Source organism: Streptomyces sp. NPDC088197, from assembly GCF_044741185.1.
GTDB lineage: Bacteria > Actinomycetota > Actinomycetes > Streptomycetales > Streptomycetaceae > Actinacidiphila.
Window position 1 is genome coordinate 697,788 of record NZ_JBIUSD010000003.1, and the last position, 18,250, is coordinate 716,037.

The 18,250-nt window shown below is 75.0% G+C and carries 11 protein-coding genes; 10 read left to right on the plus strand and 1 reads right to left on the minus strand.

Features of this window, described 5'->3' with window-relative positions:
• From ACIOC1_RS11475 to ACIOC1_RS11500, 6 genes are all read left to right on the plus strand, one after another.
• A complete protein-coding gene (locus ACIOC1_RS11475) occupies positions 1–1,296 on the plus strand; it encodes a hypothetical protein (protein ID WP_401715570.1) in 1,296 nt (431 codons plus the stop codon).
• 139 nt (positions 1,297–1,435) lie between these two features.
• A complete protein-coding gene (locus ACIOC1_RS11480) occupies positions 1,436–4,051 on the plus strand; it encodes a tetratricopeptide repeat protein (RefSeq protein ID WP_355337159.1) in 2,616 nt (871 codons plus the stop codon).
• Between the two features lie 14 nt (positions 4,052–4,065).
• The gene (locus tag ACIOC1_RS11485) at positions 4,066–5,487 is read left to right on the plus strand and encodes a PP2C family serine/threonine-protein phosphatase (protein WP_401853456.1); all 1,422 of its coding nucleotides are present in this window, start codon (positions 4,066–4,068) and stop codon (positions 5,485–5,487) included.
• A 14-nt stretch (positions 5,488–5,501) separates the two neighbouring features.
• Positions 5,502–6,848, plus strand: a complete 1,347-nt coding sequence (locus ACIOC1_RS11490; protein ID WP_355337155.1) for a VWA domain-containing protein — start codon at positions 5,502–5,504, stop codon at positions 6,846–6,848.
• A gap of 106 nt (positions 6,849–6,954) precedes the next feature.
• Complete coding sequence (locus tag ACIOC1_RS11495) at positions 6,955–8,106, plus strand: FHA domain-containing protein (RefSeq protein WP_355337153.1); 1,152 nt, start codon at positions 6,955–6,957, stop codon at positions 8,104–8,106.
• Positions 8,076–8,819 (plus strand): N-acyl homoserine lactonase family protein, encoded by a 744-nt coding sequence (locus tag ACIOC1_RS11500; protein WP_401853461.1) that lies wholly within the window; start codon positions 8,076–8,078, stop codon positions 8,817–8,819. The genes ACIOC1_RS11495 and ACIOC1_RS11500 overlap by 31 nt, the downstream gene beginning before the upstream one ends.
• 56 nt (positions 8,820–8,875) lie before the next feature.
• Here ACIOC1_RS11500 and ACIOC1_RS11505 read toward each other — a convergent pair whose 3' ends face one another.
• Positions 8,876–9,946 (minus strand): methyltransferase domain-containing protein, encoded by a 1,071-nt coding sequence (locus ACIOC1_RS11505; RefSeq protein ID WP_401305035.1) that lies wholly within the window; start codon positions 9,944–9,946, stop codon positions 8,876–8,878.
• 235 nt (positions 9,947–10,181) lie between these two features.
• Between ACIOC1_RS11505 and ACIOC1_RS11510 the strand changes: the two genes are divergently transcribed.
• From ACIOC1_RS11510 to ACIOC1_RS11525, 4 genes are all read left to right on the plus strand, one after another.
• Complete coding sequence (locus ACIOC1_RS11510) at positions 10,182–10,586, plus strand: globin (RefSeq protein WP_355337149.1); 405 nt, start codon at positions 10,182–10,184, stop codon at positions 10,584–10,586.
• 132 nt (positions 10,587–10,718) lie between these two features.
• Positions 10,719–14,186 carry an ABC transporter permease gene (locus ACIOC1_RS11515; protein ID WP_401853464.1) on the plus strand — a complete coding sequence of 1,156 codons (3,468 nt, stop codon included), beginning with the start codon at positions 10,719–10,721 and terminating at the stop codon, positions 14,184–14,186.
• 157 nt (positions 14,187–14,343) lie between these two features.
• Complete coding sequence (locus tag ACIOC1_RS11520; protein WP_401853467.1) at positions 14,344–17,100, plus strand: FtsX-like permease family protein; 2,757 nt, start codon at positions 14,344–14,346, stop codon at positions 17,098–17,100.
• Positions 17,097–18,149, plus strand: a complete 1,053-nt coding sequence (locus tag ACIOC1_RS11525) for an ABC transporter ATP-binding protein (RefSeq protein ID WP_401853470.1) — start codon at positions 17,097–17,099, stop codon at positions 18,147–18,149. The genes ACIOC1_RS11520 and ACIOC1_RS11525 overlap by 4 nt, the downstream gene beginning before the upstream one ends.
• Positions 18,150–18,250 lie beyond the last annotated feature (101 nt).

Consider the following 18,250-nt stretch of genomic DNA (forward strand, 5'->3'; position numbering starts at 1 on the left):
ATGGCGGTCGCTGGACCCACCGGACCGGTCATGGGACGGGAAGAGGTCGACCGTGCCCTGGAGCGGCTCGGCACCGAGCACGAGGCGATCGAGTCCTCGTTGCTCGCCCTCCAGGACCACTCGGGCCGCCGTCTGCTGGAGGGCGCCGAGCTGACCGGTGTCACCAAGGAGCGCTGGGCGCAGACCGACGCGGCGATCACCCTGCTGTGGGCGCATTTCGAGGCGTACACCGAGGCGTTGGACAGCGCGCGTGAGCTGCGGGCCAAGCGGCGCTGGCCGACGCAGACCGAACTGGTCCGGCTGACCGAGCTGCTGCGCGGCGAGGGCGTGACCGTCACCGGGGCCGCCACCCCGGACGCCGCCAGGTCGCTGACCGGCCCGGCGAAACTGACCGAGAAGTTCAGCCTGGAGCAGTTGCTCGCGCGGATGAACGGCTGGTACGACCAGGCCATGGAGACGGTGGCCGCCGCCGACTCCGTGTGGTCGGCGCTGCCCGCCAGGATCGACCTGCTGGCCGCCGAGACCCGGCGGGTCCAGTCGCTGGCGGACTCGGTGGGCGTACGGCCGGGCACGCACCCGGCGGGCGACGAACTGGCCGGTCTGATCGACGACTTGGGCGTGCTGCGCGCCCGTACCGTCTCCGACCCGCTCGCCTTCTGGCGGGCCGCGCCCTCGCCCGGCCGCCCCGACACCGAGCGGTACGAGCAGGCGGGCCGCCAACTGGAGCAGATCCGCCGCGAGGTGGAGGCGGTGCTGCACGTACGGGACGACGCCGAGCACCGGCTGCTGCGGCTGCGTGACGTGCTGTCGCGCGCCGACCGCACGCTGACCGAGGCCCGCAGCGCCCGGGTCGAGGTGCTGTCGAAGATCCTGGCGTCCGACGTGCCCGCGGTCAGCGGCCCGGCGGCGGCGCTGCACGAACAGCTCGCGTCCGCCGAGGCGTTCTGGCGCGGCTCGCAGTGGCACCGGCTGTCCCCGCTGCTGGACGGCCTGGAGGAGCGCGCGGACGAGGAGCTGCTGCGGGCCCGTGACTCGCTGACGGCGGTGACCGCGCCGCTGGCGGTCAGGGCGGAGCTGCGCGGCAGACTGGACGCGTACCGCGCGAAGGTGGCGCGGCTGGGGATGGCCGAGGACCCGCTGCTGATCGAGCGGTACGACCAGGCGCGCCGTCTGCTGTGGAGCGCGCCGTGCGACCTGGCCGCGGCCGAGCGCACCGTGCAGCGGTATCAGCAGGCGGTCGCGGAGGTCACCGTGCCGCGGACGTCGGGGCCGCAGGACAGCAGGGGGCCGGTATGACCGGGACCGCCGGAATGTCGTCGTCGGACGGGACCGTTGCGTACAGGGCGCGCGTGGCGTACGCGCGACAGGGGAAAGGCTGAGGGGGAACACCGTGAGCAAGTGCCAACGGCCCGGTTGCGGCGGGACCTTGGAGGACATGGGCGGCGGCGAGCTGTACTGCGACACCTGCGGCCTCGCGCCGCTGCCGGTGGCCGCGCAGGGCGGCGCGGGTCCGGTGGGCGCGGCGGGCTCGGTGCCCGGCGCGCGCGGCGCGGACTCGGGCCGCTCCGGCCGTTCGGTGTCCTCGCAGACCTCGTCGCACTCCTCCTCGCGGTCCTCCAAGTCGTCCTCCCGCGCCTCGCGCCGTTCGGTCTCCGGGCGGCTGTCGCGGTCGCTGAGCGGCACCGCCACCGGCCGTTCGGTGTCGGTGCGCAGCAGCCGCAGTTCCAGCAGCGGCTCCACCCGCGGCAAGCTCGGCGCGGGCCTGGTGTCGGTGCCGACGGTGCCGCGGCCGGACCCGGCCGCCGCGGTGCTGGAGAACCCCGAGGTGCCCGAGCGCAAGCGCTTTTGCAGCAAGGGCGACTGCGGCGCGCCCGTCGGCCGCAGCCGCGGCGACCGCCCCGGCCGTACCGAGGGCTACTGCAGCAAGTGCGGCCACCCGTACTCGTTCTCGCCCAAGCTGCGGCCCGGCGACATCGTGCACGGCCAGTACGACGTGGTGGGCTGCCTGGCGCACGGCGGGCTCGGCTGGATCTACCTGGCGGTGGACCGGGCGGTGTCCGACCGCTGGGTGGTGCTCAAGGGCCTGCTCGACACCGGGGACGAGGACGCGCTGGCCGCGGCCGTCTCCGAGCGGCGCTTCCTCGCCGAGATCGAGCACCCCAACATCGTCCGGATCTACAACTTCGTCGAGCACCTCGACCAGCGCACCGGCACCCTCGACGGGTACATCGTGATGGCGTACGTCGGCGGCAAGTCGATGAAGGAGATCGCCAACGAGCGGCGTACGCCGGACGGCAGGCGCGAGCCGCTGCCGGTCGCGCAGGCCATCGCGTACGCCATCGAGGCGCTGGACGCGCTGGGGCACCTGCACAGCCGCAATCTGCTCTACTGCGACTTCAAGGTCGACAACGCCATCCAGACCGAGGACCGCCTCGAACTCATCGACATGGGCGCCGTGCGGCGGATGGACGACACCGAGTCGGCGATATACGGCACGGTCGGCTACCAGGCGCCCGAGGTCGCCGAGGTCGGCCCCTCGGTCGCCTCCGACCTGTACACGGTGGCGCGGACGCTCGCGGTGCTGACCTTCGACTTCCAGGGCTACACGAACGTCTTCGTGGACAGCCTGCCCGACCCGGGCAACATCGAGGTCTTCTCCCGCTACGAGTCCTTCTACCGGCTGCTGGTCCGCGCGACCGACCCGGACCCGGACAAGCGGTTCTCCTCCGCCGAGGAGATGTCCGACCAGCTCCTGGGCGTGCTGCGCGAGGTCGTCGCCCTGGAGACCGGCCGCCCGCGGCCCGCGCTGTCCACCCTCTTCGGCCCCGAACTGCGCGTGGTGGACACCGAGTTGGTACGGCCGGTGACCGGTGACACCTCGACGCTCGGCGCCGACCGCGCGCTGGAGAAGGCGTCGCGGCGCCGCGACCGGGTCGGCGGCAACGGGTCGGCGCCCGCGCTGCCCGCCGGAAGCATCCCGGCCCAGCCCGCGGGGCTGCCCGCGGTGCCCGGCCCCGGCGCGTACAGCCCGACCGTGATCGGCGCCCCCCTGCCCAACTGGGGCCCGCCGCCCGCCACCAGCCCCACCGTGTCGCGGCTGAACGCGGGCGCGGCCGTACTGGCGCTGCCCGTACCGCATGTCGACCCCGCCGACCCCAACGCGGGCTTCCTGGCCGGGCTTTCGGCCGCGGCCCCGGCCGAGCTGGTGGCGGCACTGCACTCCGCGCCGCAGGACTCGGTGGAGAAGCGGCTGCGGGAGCTGCGGGCGCGGCTGGAGATGGCCGACCTCGACGGCGCCCAGCAGGTGATGGCGACGCTCGCCGACGCCGAGGACGACGCCATCGACTGGCGGGTGGTGTGGCACCGCGGCCTGGCGGCGCTGTGCACGGGCGACCACGAGACGGCGGCGCTGAGCTTCGACGCGGTCTACGACGCGTTCCCCGGTGAGCCCGCGCCGAAGCTGGCGCTGGGCATCTGCGCCGAGGTGCTGGGGCAGTTGGACAACGCGGCCGAGTACTACCGGCTGGTGTGGACGACCGACCAGAGCTATGTGAGCGCGGCCTTCGGTCTCGGCCGGGTGCTGCTGGCCTCCGGTGACCGGCAGGGGGCGGTACGCGTCCTGGAGTCGGTGCCCGAGTCGTCGATCCACTTCACCGCCGCGCGGGTGGCGGCGATCAGGGCCCGGCTGCGGGACAGATCGCCGCAGGAGCCGCTGCTGGCCGACCTCCAGGCGGCCGGGCTCCAGGTCGAGGAGCTGCAACGGCAGGGCCTGGACTCCGACCGGCGCGAGCAGCTCGCCACCGAGGTGCTGGGCAGCGCACTGGACTGGGTGCTGGCGGGCCGTGTCGGGGACCTCCCGGCGGGCGCTCCGGGCGTACCGTCAACAGCCGGACCGCACAAGGCCGTTCTGGGCTCCGCCCTGAACGAGCGGGACCTGCGGTTCGGCCTGGAGCGCTCGTACCGGGTGCTGGCCAGGCTCGCCCAGCAGGGCAGTACGAGGATCGAACTGGTGGAACGCGCCAACCGCTTCCGCCCCCGGACGTGGGTGTAAACGAGATGCCGCCAATGCCCGAGTCGCCGCCTTCCACGACGACGCTGTGCCCCTCCTGTGCGGAGCCGCTGGACGCGGAGGACCGCTTCTGCGAACACTGCGGCGCGGACCTCAGCCTCAGCGCCTCCGGCGCGGACCCGTCAACGGCGGGGTCCGCCGCCTCGCCTTCCGGCGCGGAAGCGCCCGGCGCCGCGGGCGGTACGGCGGGAGCCGCGCCCTCGGCCGCCGGCCTCGCGGGCACGGACGGCGACCGCCTCGGCTCCACGGCCGCCGCTGCCGGGCCCCCCGGCGACGGGCACGGCGGCACCGGGCAACCCGGCGGTGGAGCCGAAGGCGAAGGCCCCGCGACCGACGCGTTCCTGCTCGCTCCCCCGCAGGCCGCGGCGCAGCCGGGCGGCGGCGGCGACACGCTCGCGCTCGGGGTGCCGCTGGCCGGTGCGAAGGTGTCGGATCCGCGTGAGGAGGAACCGGCGGAGGAGAACGGCACGGTGTGCGTGGCGTGCGGCCTCGGCGGGGTCGACGCGGACGGGTACTGCGAGCACTGCGGGCACGCCCAGCCGCGCAAACGGGACCACCAGGAGCAGGAGTTGGAGGGCGTGGCCGCGGTGAGCGACCGCGGGCTGCGGCACCACCGCAACGAGGACGCCTTCGCCCTGTCCACGACCTCGCTGCCGGACGGCACCCCGGCGGTCGCCGCGGTGGTCTGCGACGGCGTGTCCACCGCGTACCGCCCGGACGACGCGTCGGCCGCCGCGTCGGTGGCGGGCAACGAGTCGCTGCTGGCCTCGCTGGAGCGCGGCGCCCCCGCCGAGGAGGCCATGCGCGGCGCGCTGATGGCGGCCTTCGACGCGGTGAGCGCGCTCGCCGAGGAGGAGACCCAGGACGGCGTCCCGCACCACAACGCACCGGCCTGCACCTGCGTCAGCGCCGTCGTCACCGGCCCGGTCTTCACCGTCGGCTGGATCGGCGACAGCCGCGCGTACTGGATCCCCGACGACCGCGACCGCCCGTCGGCCCGGCTCACCGAGGACGACTCGTGGGCGGCCAGGATGGTCTCCGCCGGTCTGATGACCGAGGCGGAGGCGTACGCGGACGACCGGGCGCACGCGATCACCGGCTGGCTCGGCGCGGACGCCGTCGAGGTCGACCCGCATGTGGCGGCCTTCCAGCCGGAGAGCCCCGGCGTCATCGTGGTGTGCACCGACGGGCTGTGGAACTACGCGGAGTCGGCCGCCGAGATGGCCGAGGTCGTACCGCCGGATGCCAGGACCCGCCCGCTGCACAGCGCGCGGACGCTGGTCGGGGTGGCGCTGGACGGCGGCGGCCACGACAACGTAACGGTCGCGGTGCTGCCGTTCCCGGCCGCCGTGTCGCGGGCAGGATTCCCACCCGCCCAGGTCACGGAGGGCCTGGGCGGGGCTGTGAACGGGCTTTAAGGAGCGCAGTACCGATGGCCAAATTCTCGAAGTCGAACGTGCCTCAGTTCTCGGTCGACATCTATCAGAACGAGTTCCTTCCCGAGGGCGGCCGCGAGGTCAACGCCATCGTCACCGTGACGTCGACCGGCGGCGGCACCTCGGGCGGGCAGCCGCTGCCGGGTCCGGCGTCCGCCGCCGGGGGCGCGGCGCCCAGCGCGGGCGTGGTCATCATGGTCGACTGCTCGGGCTCGATGGAGTATCCGCCGACGAAGATGCGCAACGCCCGTGACGCCACGGCCGTCGCGATCGACACCATCCGCGACGGCGTCGCCTTCGCGGTGGTCGGCGGCACCCACCAGGCGCGCGAGGTCTACCCGGCCAACGGCACGCTGGCGGTGGCCGATCCGACCACCCGCGCGCAGGCCAAGCAGGCGCTGCGCAAGCTGACGGCGGGCGGCGGCACCGCGATCGGCACCTGGCTGCGGCTGGCCGACCGGCTGCTGGCCAGCACCGACGTGGCCATACGGCACGGCATCCTGCTCACCGACGGCCGCAACGAGCACGAGAAGCCGGAGGACCTTCAGGCCACCCTCGACGCGTGCACGGGCCGTTTCACCTGTGACGCGCGCGGTGTCGGCACCGACTGGGAGGTCAAGGAGCTGACCGGGATCGCCTCGGCGATGCTCGGCTCGGTCGACATCGTCGCCGATCCGGCCGGACTCGCCGCGGACTTCCAGGCGATGATGGAGAACGCGATGGGCAAGGAGGTCGCGGACGTCAGCCTGCGGCTGTGGACCCCGCAGGGCTCCGAGATCGCGTTCGTGAAGCAGGTCGCGCCGACCGTGGAGGACCTGAGCGCGCGGCGCACCGAGGCCGGTCCGCGCGCGGGCGACTACCCGACCGGGTCGTGGGGCGACGAGTCCCGCGACTACCACGTGTGCGTGCGGGTGCCGGTGGCCGGAGTCGGCCAGGAGATGCTGGCGGCGCGGCTGTCGCTGGTGCTGCCGCAGCCGGACGGCACCGTCGAGGTGCTGTCGCAGGGCCTGGTCCGCGCGGTGTGGACGGACGACATGGCCGCCTCCACCCGGATCAACCCGCAGGTCGCCCACTACACCGGGCAGGCGGAGCTGGCGCAGGTCATCCAGCAGGGTCTGGAGGCCCGCAAGTCCGGTGACATGGACGGCGCGACGGCGAAGCTGGGCCGCGCGGTGCAGCTCGCGAGCGCGTCGGGCAACGAGGACACCGCGAAGCTGCTGTCGAAGGTCGTGGACGTGGTCGACGCGGCGAGCGGTACGGTGCGGCTGAAGGCCAGGGTCGCCGACGCGGACGAGATGACCCTGGAGACCCGGTCGACGAAGACCGTGCGTGTGAAGAAGTGACCCGTGCGGTCGCGACATGTGACGACGTAACGTGTGAGGACGTAACCGTCAGCAGCTCGCACGGATTGTGACCCCGCCCCCGGCGGGCGGAGGGGGAGCCAGCACCATGCCGACTTGTCCGAACGGCCATCAGTCCGGGACCGACGACTGGTGCGAGGTCTGCGGGATGCGGATCGCCGTGCCGTCGTCCTCGTACGGGACCCGGCCGCCGTCCTCGTCGGCGTCCGCGTCCGCGTCGGCGTCCAGTTCGCCGGTGTCGACCTCGCCGGGGGCGTCGTCGCGCGGCTACGAGCCGGACGGGCCGGCGGCGCCGGAGGTGTGCCCGCAGTGCGGGACGCCGCGGGAGGGGATGGCGCTGTTCTGCGAGGAGTGCCGTTTCAACTTCCAGACGCACACCTCCACCACCTTCGTCGCGCCGCCCGCCCCGCCCGTTCCGCCGCCGACGGCGTCCGGTTTCCCGCCGTATCCGGACTACGGCTCGCAGCGGTCCCGCCCCTCGCAGGTGAACCGGCCGGCGGAGCCGCTGCCGTCGCAGTCGGTGACGTCGGGTTCCGGGGACTTCCTGCTGGACCCGCCGTCCTCGCAGGTGAAGGCGGTGGGGACGGGTCCGGCTCCGGTGGCGGAGCCGGAGGTCTCCGCCGAGCAGCCGCCCGCCGCGCGGCCGACGCCCACCGAGGCGTCGGCGGCTCCGCCCGCGTCCGCCACGCGCCGCCCGATCGAGGGCGGCGGCCCCGAGCACGCGCCGTCCTCGCCGGCGGCGCCTCCGTTCCAGAACCCGTATCTGTCCGGTGAGCAGTCCGGGCCCTCGGTCTCCCCCGGGTCCGGCCACGAGCCGCCCGCGGCGTCCGCCGGTACGGCGTGGGTCGCGGTGATCGGCGCGGACCGGGAGTACTTCACCGCGATGATGGCCCGCAGCGGCCCGGACGCGGAGGGCCTGTACTTCCCCGCGTTCTCGCCGGAGATCCAACTGCCCCTGATCGGCAACCAGATCACCATCGGACGGCGCCGCCAGAGCACCGGTGAGGCCCCCGACATCGACCTGTCCCGCTCCCCCGAGGACCCGGGCGTCTCCCACCAGCACGCGGTGCTGGTCCAGCAGCCGGACGGCTCCTGGGCGGTGGTCGACCAGGACTCCACCAACGGCACCACGGTCAACCTGGGCGAGGACGCGATCCGCCCGTACACCCCGATCCCGCTCTTCGAGGGCGACCGGGTCCACGTGGGGGCATGGACGACGATCACACTCCGCCGGGCGTGACGCGGGTGTCCGGTACGGGAGCGGCCCTGCGCCGCCTCGACCTGGGCCGGTTCGTCCGGCCGGGCTCCGAGACCGCCGACGGGAAGCCGCGGGTGGAGCCCGCGCTCGGCTATCTGGTCGAGCACGACGGCGAACTCCTGCTCTTCGACACCGGGATCGGCACCGCGGACCCCGAGACGGACGCGCACTACCGCCCGTACCGCCGTCCGCTGCCCGACGCGCTCGCCGCGGCGGGGGTGACGACCGCGGACATCGCGCTGGTGGTCAACTGCCATCTGCACTTCGACCACATCGGCGGCAATCCGCTCTTCCCCGGCACTCCGGTGCTGGTGCAGGACGCCGAGCTGGCGGTGGCGCGCGGCGGCGGCCACACGCCCGAGCATCTGGTCGGCTTCCCCGGCGCCCGCTACGAGGAGCTGACCGGTGAAGTGGAGATCCGTCCGGGGCTGTGGATTCTGCCGACGCCTGGTCACACCGTCGGTCACCAGTCGCTGGTGATCCGCAGGCCGGACGGGACGGTGATCCTGGCCGGTCAGACGCACACCTCGGCGTCCGACTTCGCCGCCGCGCAGGGCGCGGTCCTGGCCGCCGCCGGCGGTGCGGGAGCGCCGCTGCCCGAGCCCGACCCGTGGGTGGAGCGGCTGCTGGCGTACGACCCGCGGCGGATTCTGTTCGCGCACGACGCGGCGGTCTGGGAGCCGCTGTCCGGCTGAGGGCTTCTCGGCCGCCGCGGCTCAGAGCGGCGGGGGGCTTTTCCGGCCGCCGCGGCTCACAGCGGCCAGCGGTACGGGCCCGCCGGGTCGTCCAGCCAGGTCCACTGGCGGGGGCCGTCGACGGTGAGGCCGAAGCGGGACCTGGCCGGGTGGCCGAGGTCGCGGAAGACGGTGTGCGCGGACTCGGCGAGCGCCCACAGGTCGCGGGGGCCGCTGACGCGGGTCGTGCCGTCGGCGGTGACGCGGGCGGTGGAGCCGTCGGCGGCCAGCAGCCGGGCGGTGCCGGTCCCGGGCGACCAGGTGAGGTCCAGCGGGCCCGCGACGAGGGTGAGCAGGAAGCGGAAGAGGTCGTTGCCGATGATCCGCGGCGGTGTGCGGGTGGCCCGTACCGCCTGCGCCGCGTCGTCGGCGGCGGGCGCAGGGGCCGTCGTGGAGGGGCCGCGCAGCGGGACGAAGAAGGCCGGGGTGGCCAGGAAGTGCCCTTCGGCCTCGGTGGCGCTCCGTACGGTGAGCGCGATCAGCCCGGTCCCGAGGGGCGCGAGGATCCGGGCGCCCGGCCGGCACTGGGCGAGCCAGGCCGCCGGGATCGCGGGCAGTTCGCAGGTCGCGATCACCCGGTCGTACGGGGCGCCGGCCGGGTGGCCGAGCGCGCCGTCGCCGGTGACGACGGTGACGGAGCGGGCGGCGGGTGTGCCGTACGCGGCCAGGTGCGCGCGGGCGGCGGCGGTGATCCGCTCGTCCAGGTCGATGGTGGTGACGGCGTCGGGGCCGAGCCGGTGGGCCAGCAGCGCCGCGTTGTAGCCGGTTCCGGCGCCGATCTCCAGGACGCGGTGGCCGTCCGCCACGTCGAGCGCTTCGCACATCAGGGCCATCAGCGAGGGCTGGCTGCTGGAGGAGAGCAGTTCGCCGTCCACCACGTCGGTGGCGATCGGCCGGTCGGCGTAGCTGCCCGCGAGCCAGCGCAGCCGGTGGCGCGGGTCGGGGTCGGCGGCGGTGAGCCGGTCCTGCCCGCCGCCGTGCGCCGAGCGCTGGTAGTCGGGTACGAACAGGTGGCGCGGCACCTCGGCGAAGGCGGCCCGCCAGGCCGGGTCGGTGAGGCCGCCGCCCGCGACGATGCGGCGGACCATGCGGGTGCGCAGCGCGGAGGCCGCGGCCCGGTACCGCCCGGCCGCGCCCGTACCCGTATCCGCGACCGTAGCTGTATCCGTATCCGTATCCGTATCCGAGGTCGTACCGTCCGCACCCGTGTCCGTACCCTCCGTGCCCGCTTCCGCGTCTGTGTCGGCCATGCCTCCATCGTGCGCCCGCGGGCCCGGTCCTACGACTCCGGTACTCGGCCGGTCCTTCTGCGACCATGGGGGTGTGAATGAGATCCCGCGCGGCACGGTGCAGCAGCAGACGTTCTACGAGCTGGTCGGCGGCGAGGAAACCTTCCGCCGTCTGGTGCACGTCTTCTATCAGGGGGTGGCGGGCGATCCCGAACTGCGGGCGATGTACCCCGAGGAGGATCTCGGCCCGGCGGAGGACCGGCTGCGGCTCTTCCTCATGCAGTACTGGGGCGGTCCCCGCACGTACAGCGACGAGCGCGGCCACCCGCGGCTGCGGATGCGGCACGCGCCCTTCGAGGTGAACAAGGCGGCGCACGACGCGTGGCTGCGCCATATGCGGGCGGCGGTCGACGAGTTGGGCCTTGAACCCGCGCACGAACAGCAGTTGTGGGACTACCTGACGTACGCCGCCGCGTCGATGGTCAACACCCCCGGCTGAAAACGGCCCTGAGCGGAGGAGAATCGTCCGCTCAACGGTCGGTCACGATCGTATTCCGACAACCTCCGGCACCGTTCACCACGCCCTCCCCCTTTGAGACCATCCGGTCAGCGACAGGACGGGGGCTCGCCGGTGACCGGTTTCGTGCTGCTGCGCGTCCGCGCGCACCGGTTGCTGCTCGCCGCCGCGCTGCTCACGGTGGTCCTCACCACCTCCGTGCTGGCCACCTTCACCGCCTTCACCGGCGCGATCGGCGACGCGGCGCTGCGCCGCACCCTCCAGCACCAGGCCGCGGACCGGTCGACGGTCGAGGTGCAGGCATCGGTCAGCGGGCCGACGCGGGACGGGCTGGATTCGGCCGTACGGCGCATCGTGCCCGACGCCTTCGACGGGCTCCCGGCCACGGTCAGGTCGAGCACCAGGTCGGGCCCGTACGGGCTGCCGTTCGCGCTGCGCCCCGCCGGGTCGCCGAAGGGCGGGGACCCGGATCTGACGCTGCTGGCCACCTTCGACCGCTCGCGCGTCACGATCACCGAGGGCGCCTGGCCGACGCCCGCGGCCAAGGGCTCCGCCGAGGTGCGGGTCGCCATGCCGGTGGTCGCGGCCCAGGCGCTCACCGTGCGCACCGGCAGCGTCCTCACGCTCACCGACCGGCTCGGCGGGCCGCCGCTGCGCATCCGCGTGACCGGCCTCTACCGCCCCGCCGACCCCGCCGCGCCGTACTGGCACCTGGACCCGCTGCACGGACGCGGCATCCACACGCTGTCGTTCACCACCTACGGGCCGATGCTCGTGGACGGCGGCACCTTCGGCTCGGGGCGGGTGGCGCCCGCCGAGATGTCCTGGCAGGGCACGGCGGACTTCGGCGGCGTGGGCGTGGGCCGGATGGACGCGCTGGAGCGCAGCGCGAAAGCGGCCGTCGCCGACCTCCATGACGCGAAGCCGACCGGCTCCGCGCAGGTGTCGAGCGAGCTGCCGACACTGCTCGACGGGCTGCGCCGCAGCCTGCTGGTGACCCGTTCGACGCTGCTGATCGGCGCGCTCCAGCTCGTCATCCTGGCGGGCTTCGCACTGCTGCTGGTCGCGCAACTGCTGGCCGAGGAGCGGGCCGGGGAGACCGCGCTGCTGCGGGCCCGCGGCGGCTCCCGCTCGCGGGTGGCCCGGCTGGCGGCCGGGGAGGCGCTGCTGCTGGCGGTGCCCGCCGCGCTGATCGCGCCGCTGCTCGCCGGTCCCGTCACGCGACTCCTGGCGGGGACCGGCGCGCTGGCCCGTACCGGCGTCACACTCGGCGGCGGCAGTGGCGGCGCGGCCTGGCTCGTGGCCGTGTGCGCGGCGCTGGCCTGCGCCTTCGCGGTGATCGTGCCCGCGGTGCGCGGCGGCGGCTCCTTCACGGCCGGGCGCGCGGCACGGTCCCGGCGGGGCGCGCTGCCGGGCGCCCTCCAGGCCGGGGCGGACGTCGGGCTGCTGGTGGTCGCCGGGGTCGCGTACTGGCAGTTGCAGCGCCGGGCGTCCGGCGGCGGCGTGCTGAGCGCCGACGGCGCGGGCGGTCTCGGCGTGGACCCGGTCCTGGTGGCCGCGCCCGCGCTGTGCCTGCTGGCGGGCACGGTGCTGGTGCTGCGGCTGCTGCCGCTGGCGGCCGGGCTCGGTGAGCGGCGGGCGGCGCGCGGTCGCGGGCTCGCGCCGGCCCTGGCGGGCTGGCAGTTCGCCCGCCGTCCGCGGCGCGGCGCGAGCGCGGTGCTGCTGCTGGTACTGGCCGTGGCGATGGGGATGTTCGCGATCGGGCAGGGCGCGAGCTGGGACCGTTCGCAGCGCGACCAGGCGGACTTCACCGTCGGCTCCGACATCAGGGTCACCGGGATGACGACCCCGCCGTTCGGGCAGGCAGGGATCTACGCGAAGGTGCCGGGCATCACCGCGGTGGCCCCCGCGGCCCGCGACGAGGTGCTGCTGACCCAGCAGCGGCACGCGACGGTCCTGGCCATCGACACCGAGCAGGCGGGCAGGGCGATGCGGTTCCGCTCCGACCTCACGGCGGGGCGGCCGGTCGCGGAGCTGCTCGCGCCGCTGAGGGCGGGAGGGAAGGGCGGGGCCGCGGGGAGTGGCGGGGATTCGGGCGGGAAGGCCGGGGATTCGGGCCGGGCCGCCCGGAGCGCCGGGGATTCGGGCGGGTTCGCAGTCCCCGGTGACGCGCGCCGGGTGGAGTTCACCGCGTCGCTGCGGGCGGTGGACCGGCACGGCCGCCCGATGGCGTCCGCCAACGGCCCCGACCATCTGACCGCCGCGCTGACGGACGCCACGGGTGTGGTGTACGAGTTCGAGCTGGGCGATCTGCCGCCGGACGGCGCCCCGCACCGGCTCACCCTGGACCTGGCGTCCGCGGCGGGCACGGCGGGCGGCGGCCCGGCGGGACCGCTGCGGCTGACCCGGATCGACACCGTCTTCTCGCTGCCGGGCGTGAAAGAGACGCACCGACTGACGATCTCCTCCGCGCGGGTCGTCGGGCCGGACGGCGGCGGAGAGGCGCTGAGCGCGGCGGGTACCGGTACGGCGCGGGGCGCCGCTTCGTGGGACGCGCGGGCGGACTTCGACGACCCGAGCCTGGCGGGCGATCCCGGTGCGGTGCCGCCGTCCGCCGAACCGCCCGTGCTGGGCGGCCCCGCGCTGTTCGGCCTGGAGTACGCCACCGGTTCCACGGAGGTGGTCCCGGACAGCTGGCAGGCGCCGCCGACCGCCACCGTACGCACGCGCGTCGAATCGCTCGTGCCGCCCGAACTCCCGGCCGTCGCCACCGACTCGTACCTCAAGGCGGTCGGCGCGAAGGTCGGCGGCACCGTGCGGCTCCAGCTCAACGGTGTGGACATCGTCGCCCGCGTCACGGCCGCCGTCCGCGCGATCCCCGGCACGGCGGACCGGAGCGCCGCCGCCGCGGACGGTACGCAGGACACGCAGAGCCGTGAGGACCTGGACGCGGGCGCCCTGCTGCTCGATCTCCGGTCCGTCAACCGGCTGTTGGAGTCGCAGGACGCGCGTTCCATGGAGCCCACCGAGTGGTGGCTGGCCACCGGGCCCGGCACGACCGCGCGGGTCGCCGCCGCGTTGCGCGCCCGAACCGACGTCGACGTGGTGCTCGTACGGGACGAGACCGCGGCGGATCTGCGGGCCGATCCGCTGGGCGCGGGACCGCAGTCGGCGCTGCCCGCCGCGGTGATCGCCGCGGCCGTACTGGCCGCGGTCGGCTTCGCGGTCAGCGCGGTCGGCGCGATCAGGGAGCGCAACGGCGAATTCGCGGTGCTGCGCGCCCTGGGCACCCCGCGCCGCCAGTTGGCCCGGATGATCGCCGCGGAACAGGGGACGCTCGTGCTGATCTCGCTCGTCGTGGGCGTGGTGCTGGGCGCGCTGCTGACCCGGCTGATCACCCCGCTGGTCGTGCTCACTTCGCAGGCCGCCCGGCCCGTCCCCGATCTGCTGGTCGAGATGCCCGCGGGGCCGCTGGCCGAACTGCTGGGCGTCGTCCTGATCGCGCCGCTGGTCGTCGTCCTCGCCACCGCGGTGCGCCGCGGCGATCCGGCGGCGGCGCTGCGGCGGCAGGGGGAGGACTGAGATGCCGGACGACAACTCGCGTGAGGGCGGGGGTATTTCGGAGGGCGCGTCGGGGGGTTCTTCGGAACGGGCCTCGGGGCGGCGGACCTCGGGGCGGCGGGCTTCGGGGCGGGCTTCTGTCGGCACGTCGGTGCCCGGTGCTGACGGTGGCGCGCGCGTGGACACCTCCTGGGTACGGGTCAGGCTGCGGTCCGCGCCCGCCGCCGCGCTCGCGACGGCCGTCCTGGTCCTGGTCACCGCCTTCCTCGCCGCGGCGCTCCCCCGCGCGGTGGACCGCTACGAGGACACCGCGCTGCGGCAGGCCGTCCGGGACGCGGCGCCGCTCGACCGCGGTGTCAGCCTGACCGGCCCCTACAGGCCCGAGTTCACGACGACCGAGCTGCTGGACCCCACCGCCGTCGACCATGTGGAGACGGTCTTCCAGCGGATGGCGAAGCCGCCGCTGCGGCTGCGGAAGGACCGGTCCGTCATCGGGGTGCGCGCCTCGGAGGCGCCGGTGCCCGACCAGGGGCTGCCCCGTACCTCCGAACTCTTCCCGGCCGCCAGCCTGGTGGCGCAGGCGGGACTGGCCGGGCACGGCCGCCTGGTCGCAGGGCGGCTGCCGGCTCCCGCGCCGGACGGGGGCGTTCCGGCGCCGCTGTCGGTCGAGGCCGCCGTCACCGTACGGACCGCCGAGATCATGCGTCTCACGGTCGGTCAGACCGTGCACCTGCACGGCCGCACCGCGACCGCGCTGACCGTCCGGATCTCGGGCATCGTCGCACCCCGTGACCCCGCCGACGACTTCTGGACCGAGAACAGCGACCTGCTGACCCCGCAGCTGTCCGCGCCGCCGACCCCGCCGGGCAGCGAGCCCAAGACGTACTGGCACTTCTCGCTGCTCGTCGACCGTACGGCCGCGCGCTCGATGCCGCTGCTGGGCACGCTGGTGACCCGGTACTGGCACCACCCGCTGGCCACCGACGGCCTGGCCGCGCACGATGTGCCCGCGCTGCAAAGGCAGTTGGCGTCCTTCAACGCCGGGCCCGACTCGGTGGCCCTGCAACAGGCCACCGACCCCGACATCCGGCTCACCGGCGGCCTCGGCACCGTGCTGGACGGCTACTCCGACGACCGGCGGGCGGTGTCGCCGCTGGTGCTGATCGCGGCGGTCGGCGTCGGCACGACGGCGTTCGCGGTGCTGCTGATGGCGGGCGGCCTCGCCGCCGAGCGGCGGCGCGGTGAGATCGCGTTGCTGCGCTCGCGCGGCGCCGCCCTGCGCGGCGTCTTCCGGCGGCTGCTCGGCGAGACGACGGCCGCCGCCGTGCCGGGCGGCGCCCTCGGCGTCGCCCTGGCACTGCTGGCGCTGCCGGCCTCGCGCTACGGCACGTCGCTGCTGCTGGGCGCGGCGGTCACCGCGGTCGCCGCGCTGGCGCTGCCGGTCCGGGCCGTGGCGGCGGCCCGGCGGCCACGCGCGGCGGGCCGCGAGGACGTCACCGCTGCCCGGCCGTCGCGCCGCAGACTGGTCGCGGAACTGACCGTCACCGTCCTGGTCGTGGGCGCCGTACTGACCCTGCGGCGGCGCGGCACCGACAGCGGCGGCGACCCGTATCTGGCGGCGGCCCCCGTGCTGGTCGCCGTCGCGGCGGCGCTGGTGCTGCTGCGCCTGTATCCGCTGCCGCTCCGTCTGTTGGCGCGCCCCGCGGCCCGGCTGCCCGGCGCGGTCACCCATCTGGGCCTGGCCCGCGCGGGCCGCTCCCCCGCCACCAGCCAACTGCCGCTGCTGGCGCTGCTGGTGGCCCTGACCGTGGCGTCCTTCGGCGGCTCGGTGCTGGCCGGTATCGACCACGGCAGGGACCGGGCGGCGAGCGTCCTGGTCGGCGCGGACGCGCGGGTCGACTCCCGCTTCGGGCTCCCCCGCCAACTGCCCGACGAGGTACGGAAGAAGGTGCCCGGCGTCGGCCGGGTCGTCACCGCCCGCGTCGAGCCGAACAGCCCGACCGCGCCCTTCGGCCTGTCCTACTCGCTGGTGATCGTCGACCCTACCGCGTACGCGCGGCTGACCCACGACATCGGGCTGCCCGCCTTCACCGCGCGCGCGTTCGACCACGATCCGGGGCGGGGGACGCTGCCCGCCGTGCTCAGCCCCGGTCTCGCCTCGCTGCTCGGCGACGGAACGGCCCGGGTGGACGCGGCCGTCGGCGCCGTCACCGTCAGGACCGCGGCCGTCCTGACCAGCACCCCGGCCGCGCCCGGCGCCGAGTTCGTGATCGTCTCCGCGGCGCAACTGGCCGCCAGACACCCGGACCTGGCCGCGTACAGCCAGTACAGCGGTCCTACGGTGCTGCTGGCGATGAACGCGCCGGGCAGTCACATCGACGGCGGGGCGCTGCGCGCGGTCGCCAAGGAGCCCGCGTCCTTCGTGACGGTGCTGACGCGCGGCGAACAGCGGTCCCGGCTGGGCGACTTCCCCTTGCAGCGCGGCGCGCGCTCGATCTATCTGGCGGCGGTCGCGGCGGGTGCCGCCTTCAGCGCGCTGGCCCTGCTGCTGTCGCTGCTCCAGGCCGCGCCGCAACGGGCCACGCTGCTGGCCAGGTTGCGCACCATGGGCATGACGCGGCGGCAGTCGCGGCGGCTGGTCCTGCTGGAGATGCTGCCGCAGGCGCTGCTCGCCGCCGTCGGCGGTGTCCTGGTGGGCCTGGCGGTGGTCCCGCTGCTCGGACCGGGCGTCGATCTGCGGGCGCTCACCTTCGGCGGCGGCGAACGGGGCGTGGAACCGGCCGACTTCGGGCTCGGCCTGCGGGCCGATCCGTGGTCCCTTGCCCTGCCGTCGGCGGGGCTGCTGATACTGGCCTGTGCGGTGCTGCTGATCCAGGTGTGGGTGAGCGGACGGCGGCGGGAGAGCGCGGAGTTGAGAGTGGGGGACCGGGTATGACGGGCGAAGCGGGCGGCGAGGTACGCGGAGCGGTGCCGGGTCCGGTGACGGGACCTGACCGCGCTCCCGTCAGCAGTCTCGCGGATCTGGAGCGGGCGGTCGCCGAGCGGCGGGAGCGGCCCGCGTACGGCAAGGACGCGCTGATCAGTTGCGACCGGCTGGTGCGGATCTTCACCGCGGACGGGGTGGAGGTGCAGGCCCTCCAGGGGCTCGATCTGCTCGTCGGGAAGGGCGAGTTGATGGCCCTGGTCGGCGCGTCCGGCAGCGGGAAGTCCACGCTGCTCAACATCCTGGCCGGGCTCGACGTGCCGACCGCGGGCGCCGCGTCCGTCGGCGGCTACGACCTGCTGGCGATGGACGCCGCGTCGCGGCTGCGGTACCGCAGGGAGGTGGTGGGGTTCGTCTGGCAGCAGACCGGCCGCAATCTGCTGCCGTACCTCACCGCCGCGCAGAACGTCGTCCTGCCGATGCAGCTCGCCGGCCGCACCGGCGGGCTGCGCACGAAGCGGCAGCGCACCGCGCGGGCCACCGAACTGCTCGGCATGCTCGGCGTCGGCTACTGCCACGACCGGCACCCCGGCCGGATGTCCGGCGGCGAGCAGCAGCGCGCCGCCATCGCCGTCGCCCTGGCCAACAGCCCGTCCGTCGTCCTCGCCGACGAGCCCACCGGCGAACTCGACTCCGCCACCGCCGAGCAGGTCTTCGCCTCTTTCCGCACCGCCAATGAGGAGTTGGGCACCACGGTCGTCGTCGTCACTCACGACCACGCCGTCGCCAACGCCGTCCGCCGCACCGTCGCCATCCGCGACGGCCGCACCGCCTCCGAGGTCGTCCGCCACACCGAGGTCGACGAACACGGCCAGGAGTCCGTCGTGGCCCGCGAATACGCCACCGTCGACCGCGCCGGCCGCCTCCAACTCCCCCGCGACTACACCGACTCCCTCTCCATCCGCTCCCGCGTCCTCCTCGAACTCGAACCCGACCACATCTCCCTCTGGCCCGACCCCTCCCAACCCCCTCAGCGGACGGATGAGCCCCAGGACGGCTGACGGCCACCCACGCCCGCACACGCGACGGGGAGCACCATGGGGGCCGAACGCGGCACGGCAGCCGCCGACGGCGGGAGGGGCCCGCGGGCGGCACCCGCAGG

Bases quoted from the DNA above. Each gene is read 5' to 3' on its own strand.
- ACIOC1_RS11505 (WP_401305035.1), bottom strand. From the start codon at position 9,946: ATGGTCCGCCGCATCGTCGCGGGCGGCGGCCTCACCGACCCGGCCTGG.
- ACIOC1_RS11475 (WP_401715570.1), top strand. From the start codon at position 1: ATGGCGGTCGCTGGACCCACCGGACCGGTCATGGGACGGGAAGAGGTC.
- ACIOC1_RS11485 (WP_401853456.1), top strand. From the start codon at position 4,066: ATGCCCGAGTCGCCGCCTTCCACGACGACGCTGTGCCCCTCCTGTGCG.
- ACIOC1_RS11500 (WP_401853461.1), top strand. From the start codon at position 8,076: ATGGACGACGATCACACTCCGCCGGGCGTGACGCGGGTGTCCGGTACG.
- ACIOC1_RS11525 (WP_401853470.1), top strand. From the start codon at position 17,097: ATGACGGGCGAAGCGGGCGGCGAGGTACGCGGAGCGGTGCCGGGTCCG.
- ACIOC1_RS11480 (WP_355337159.1), top strand. From the start codon at position 1,436: ATGGGCGGCGGCGAGCTGTACTGCGACACCTGCGGCCTCGCGCCGCTG.
- ACIOC1_RS11495 (WP_355337153.1), top strand. From the start codon at position 6,955: ATGCCGACTTGTCCGAACGGCCATCAGTCCGGGACCGACGACTGGTGC.
- ACIOC1_RS11490 (WP_355337155.1), top strand. From the start codon at position 5,502: ATGGCCAAATTCTCGAAGTCGAACGTGCCTCAGTTCTCGGTCGACATC.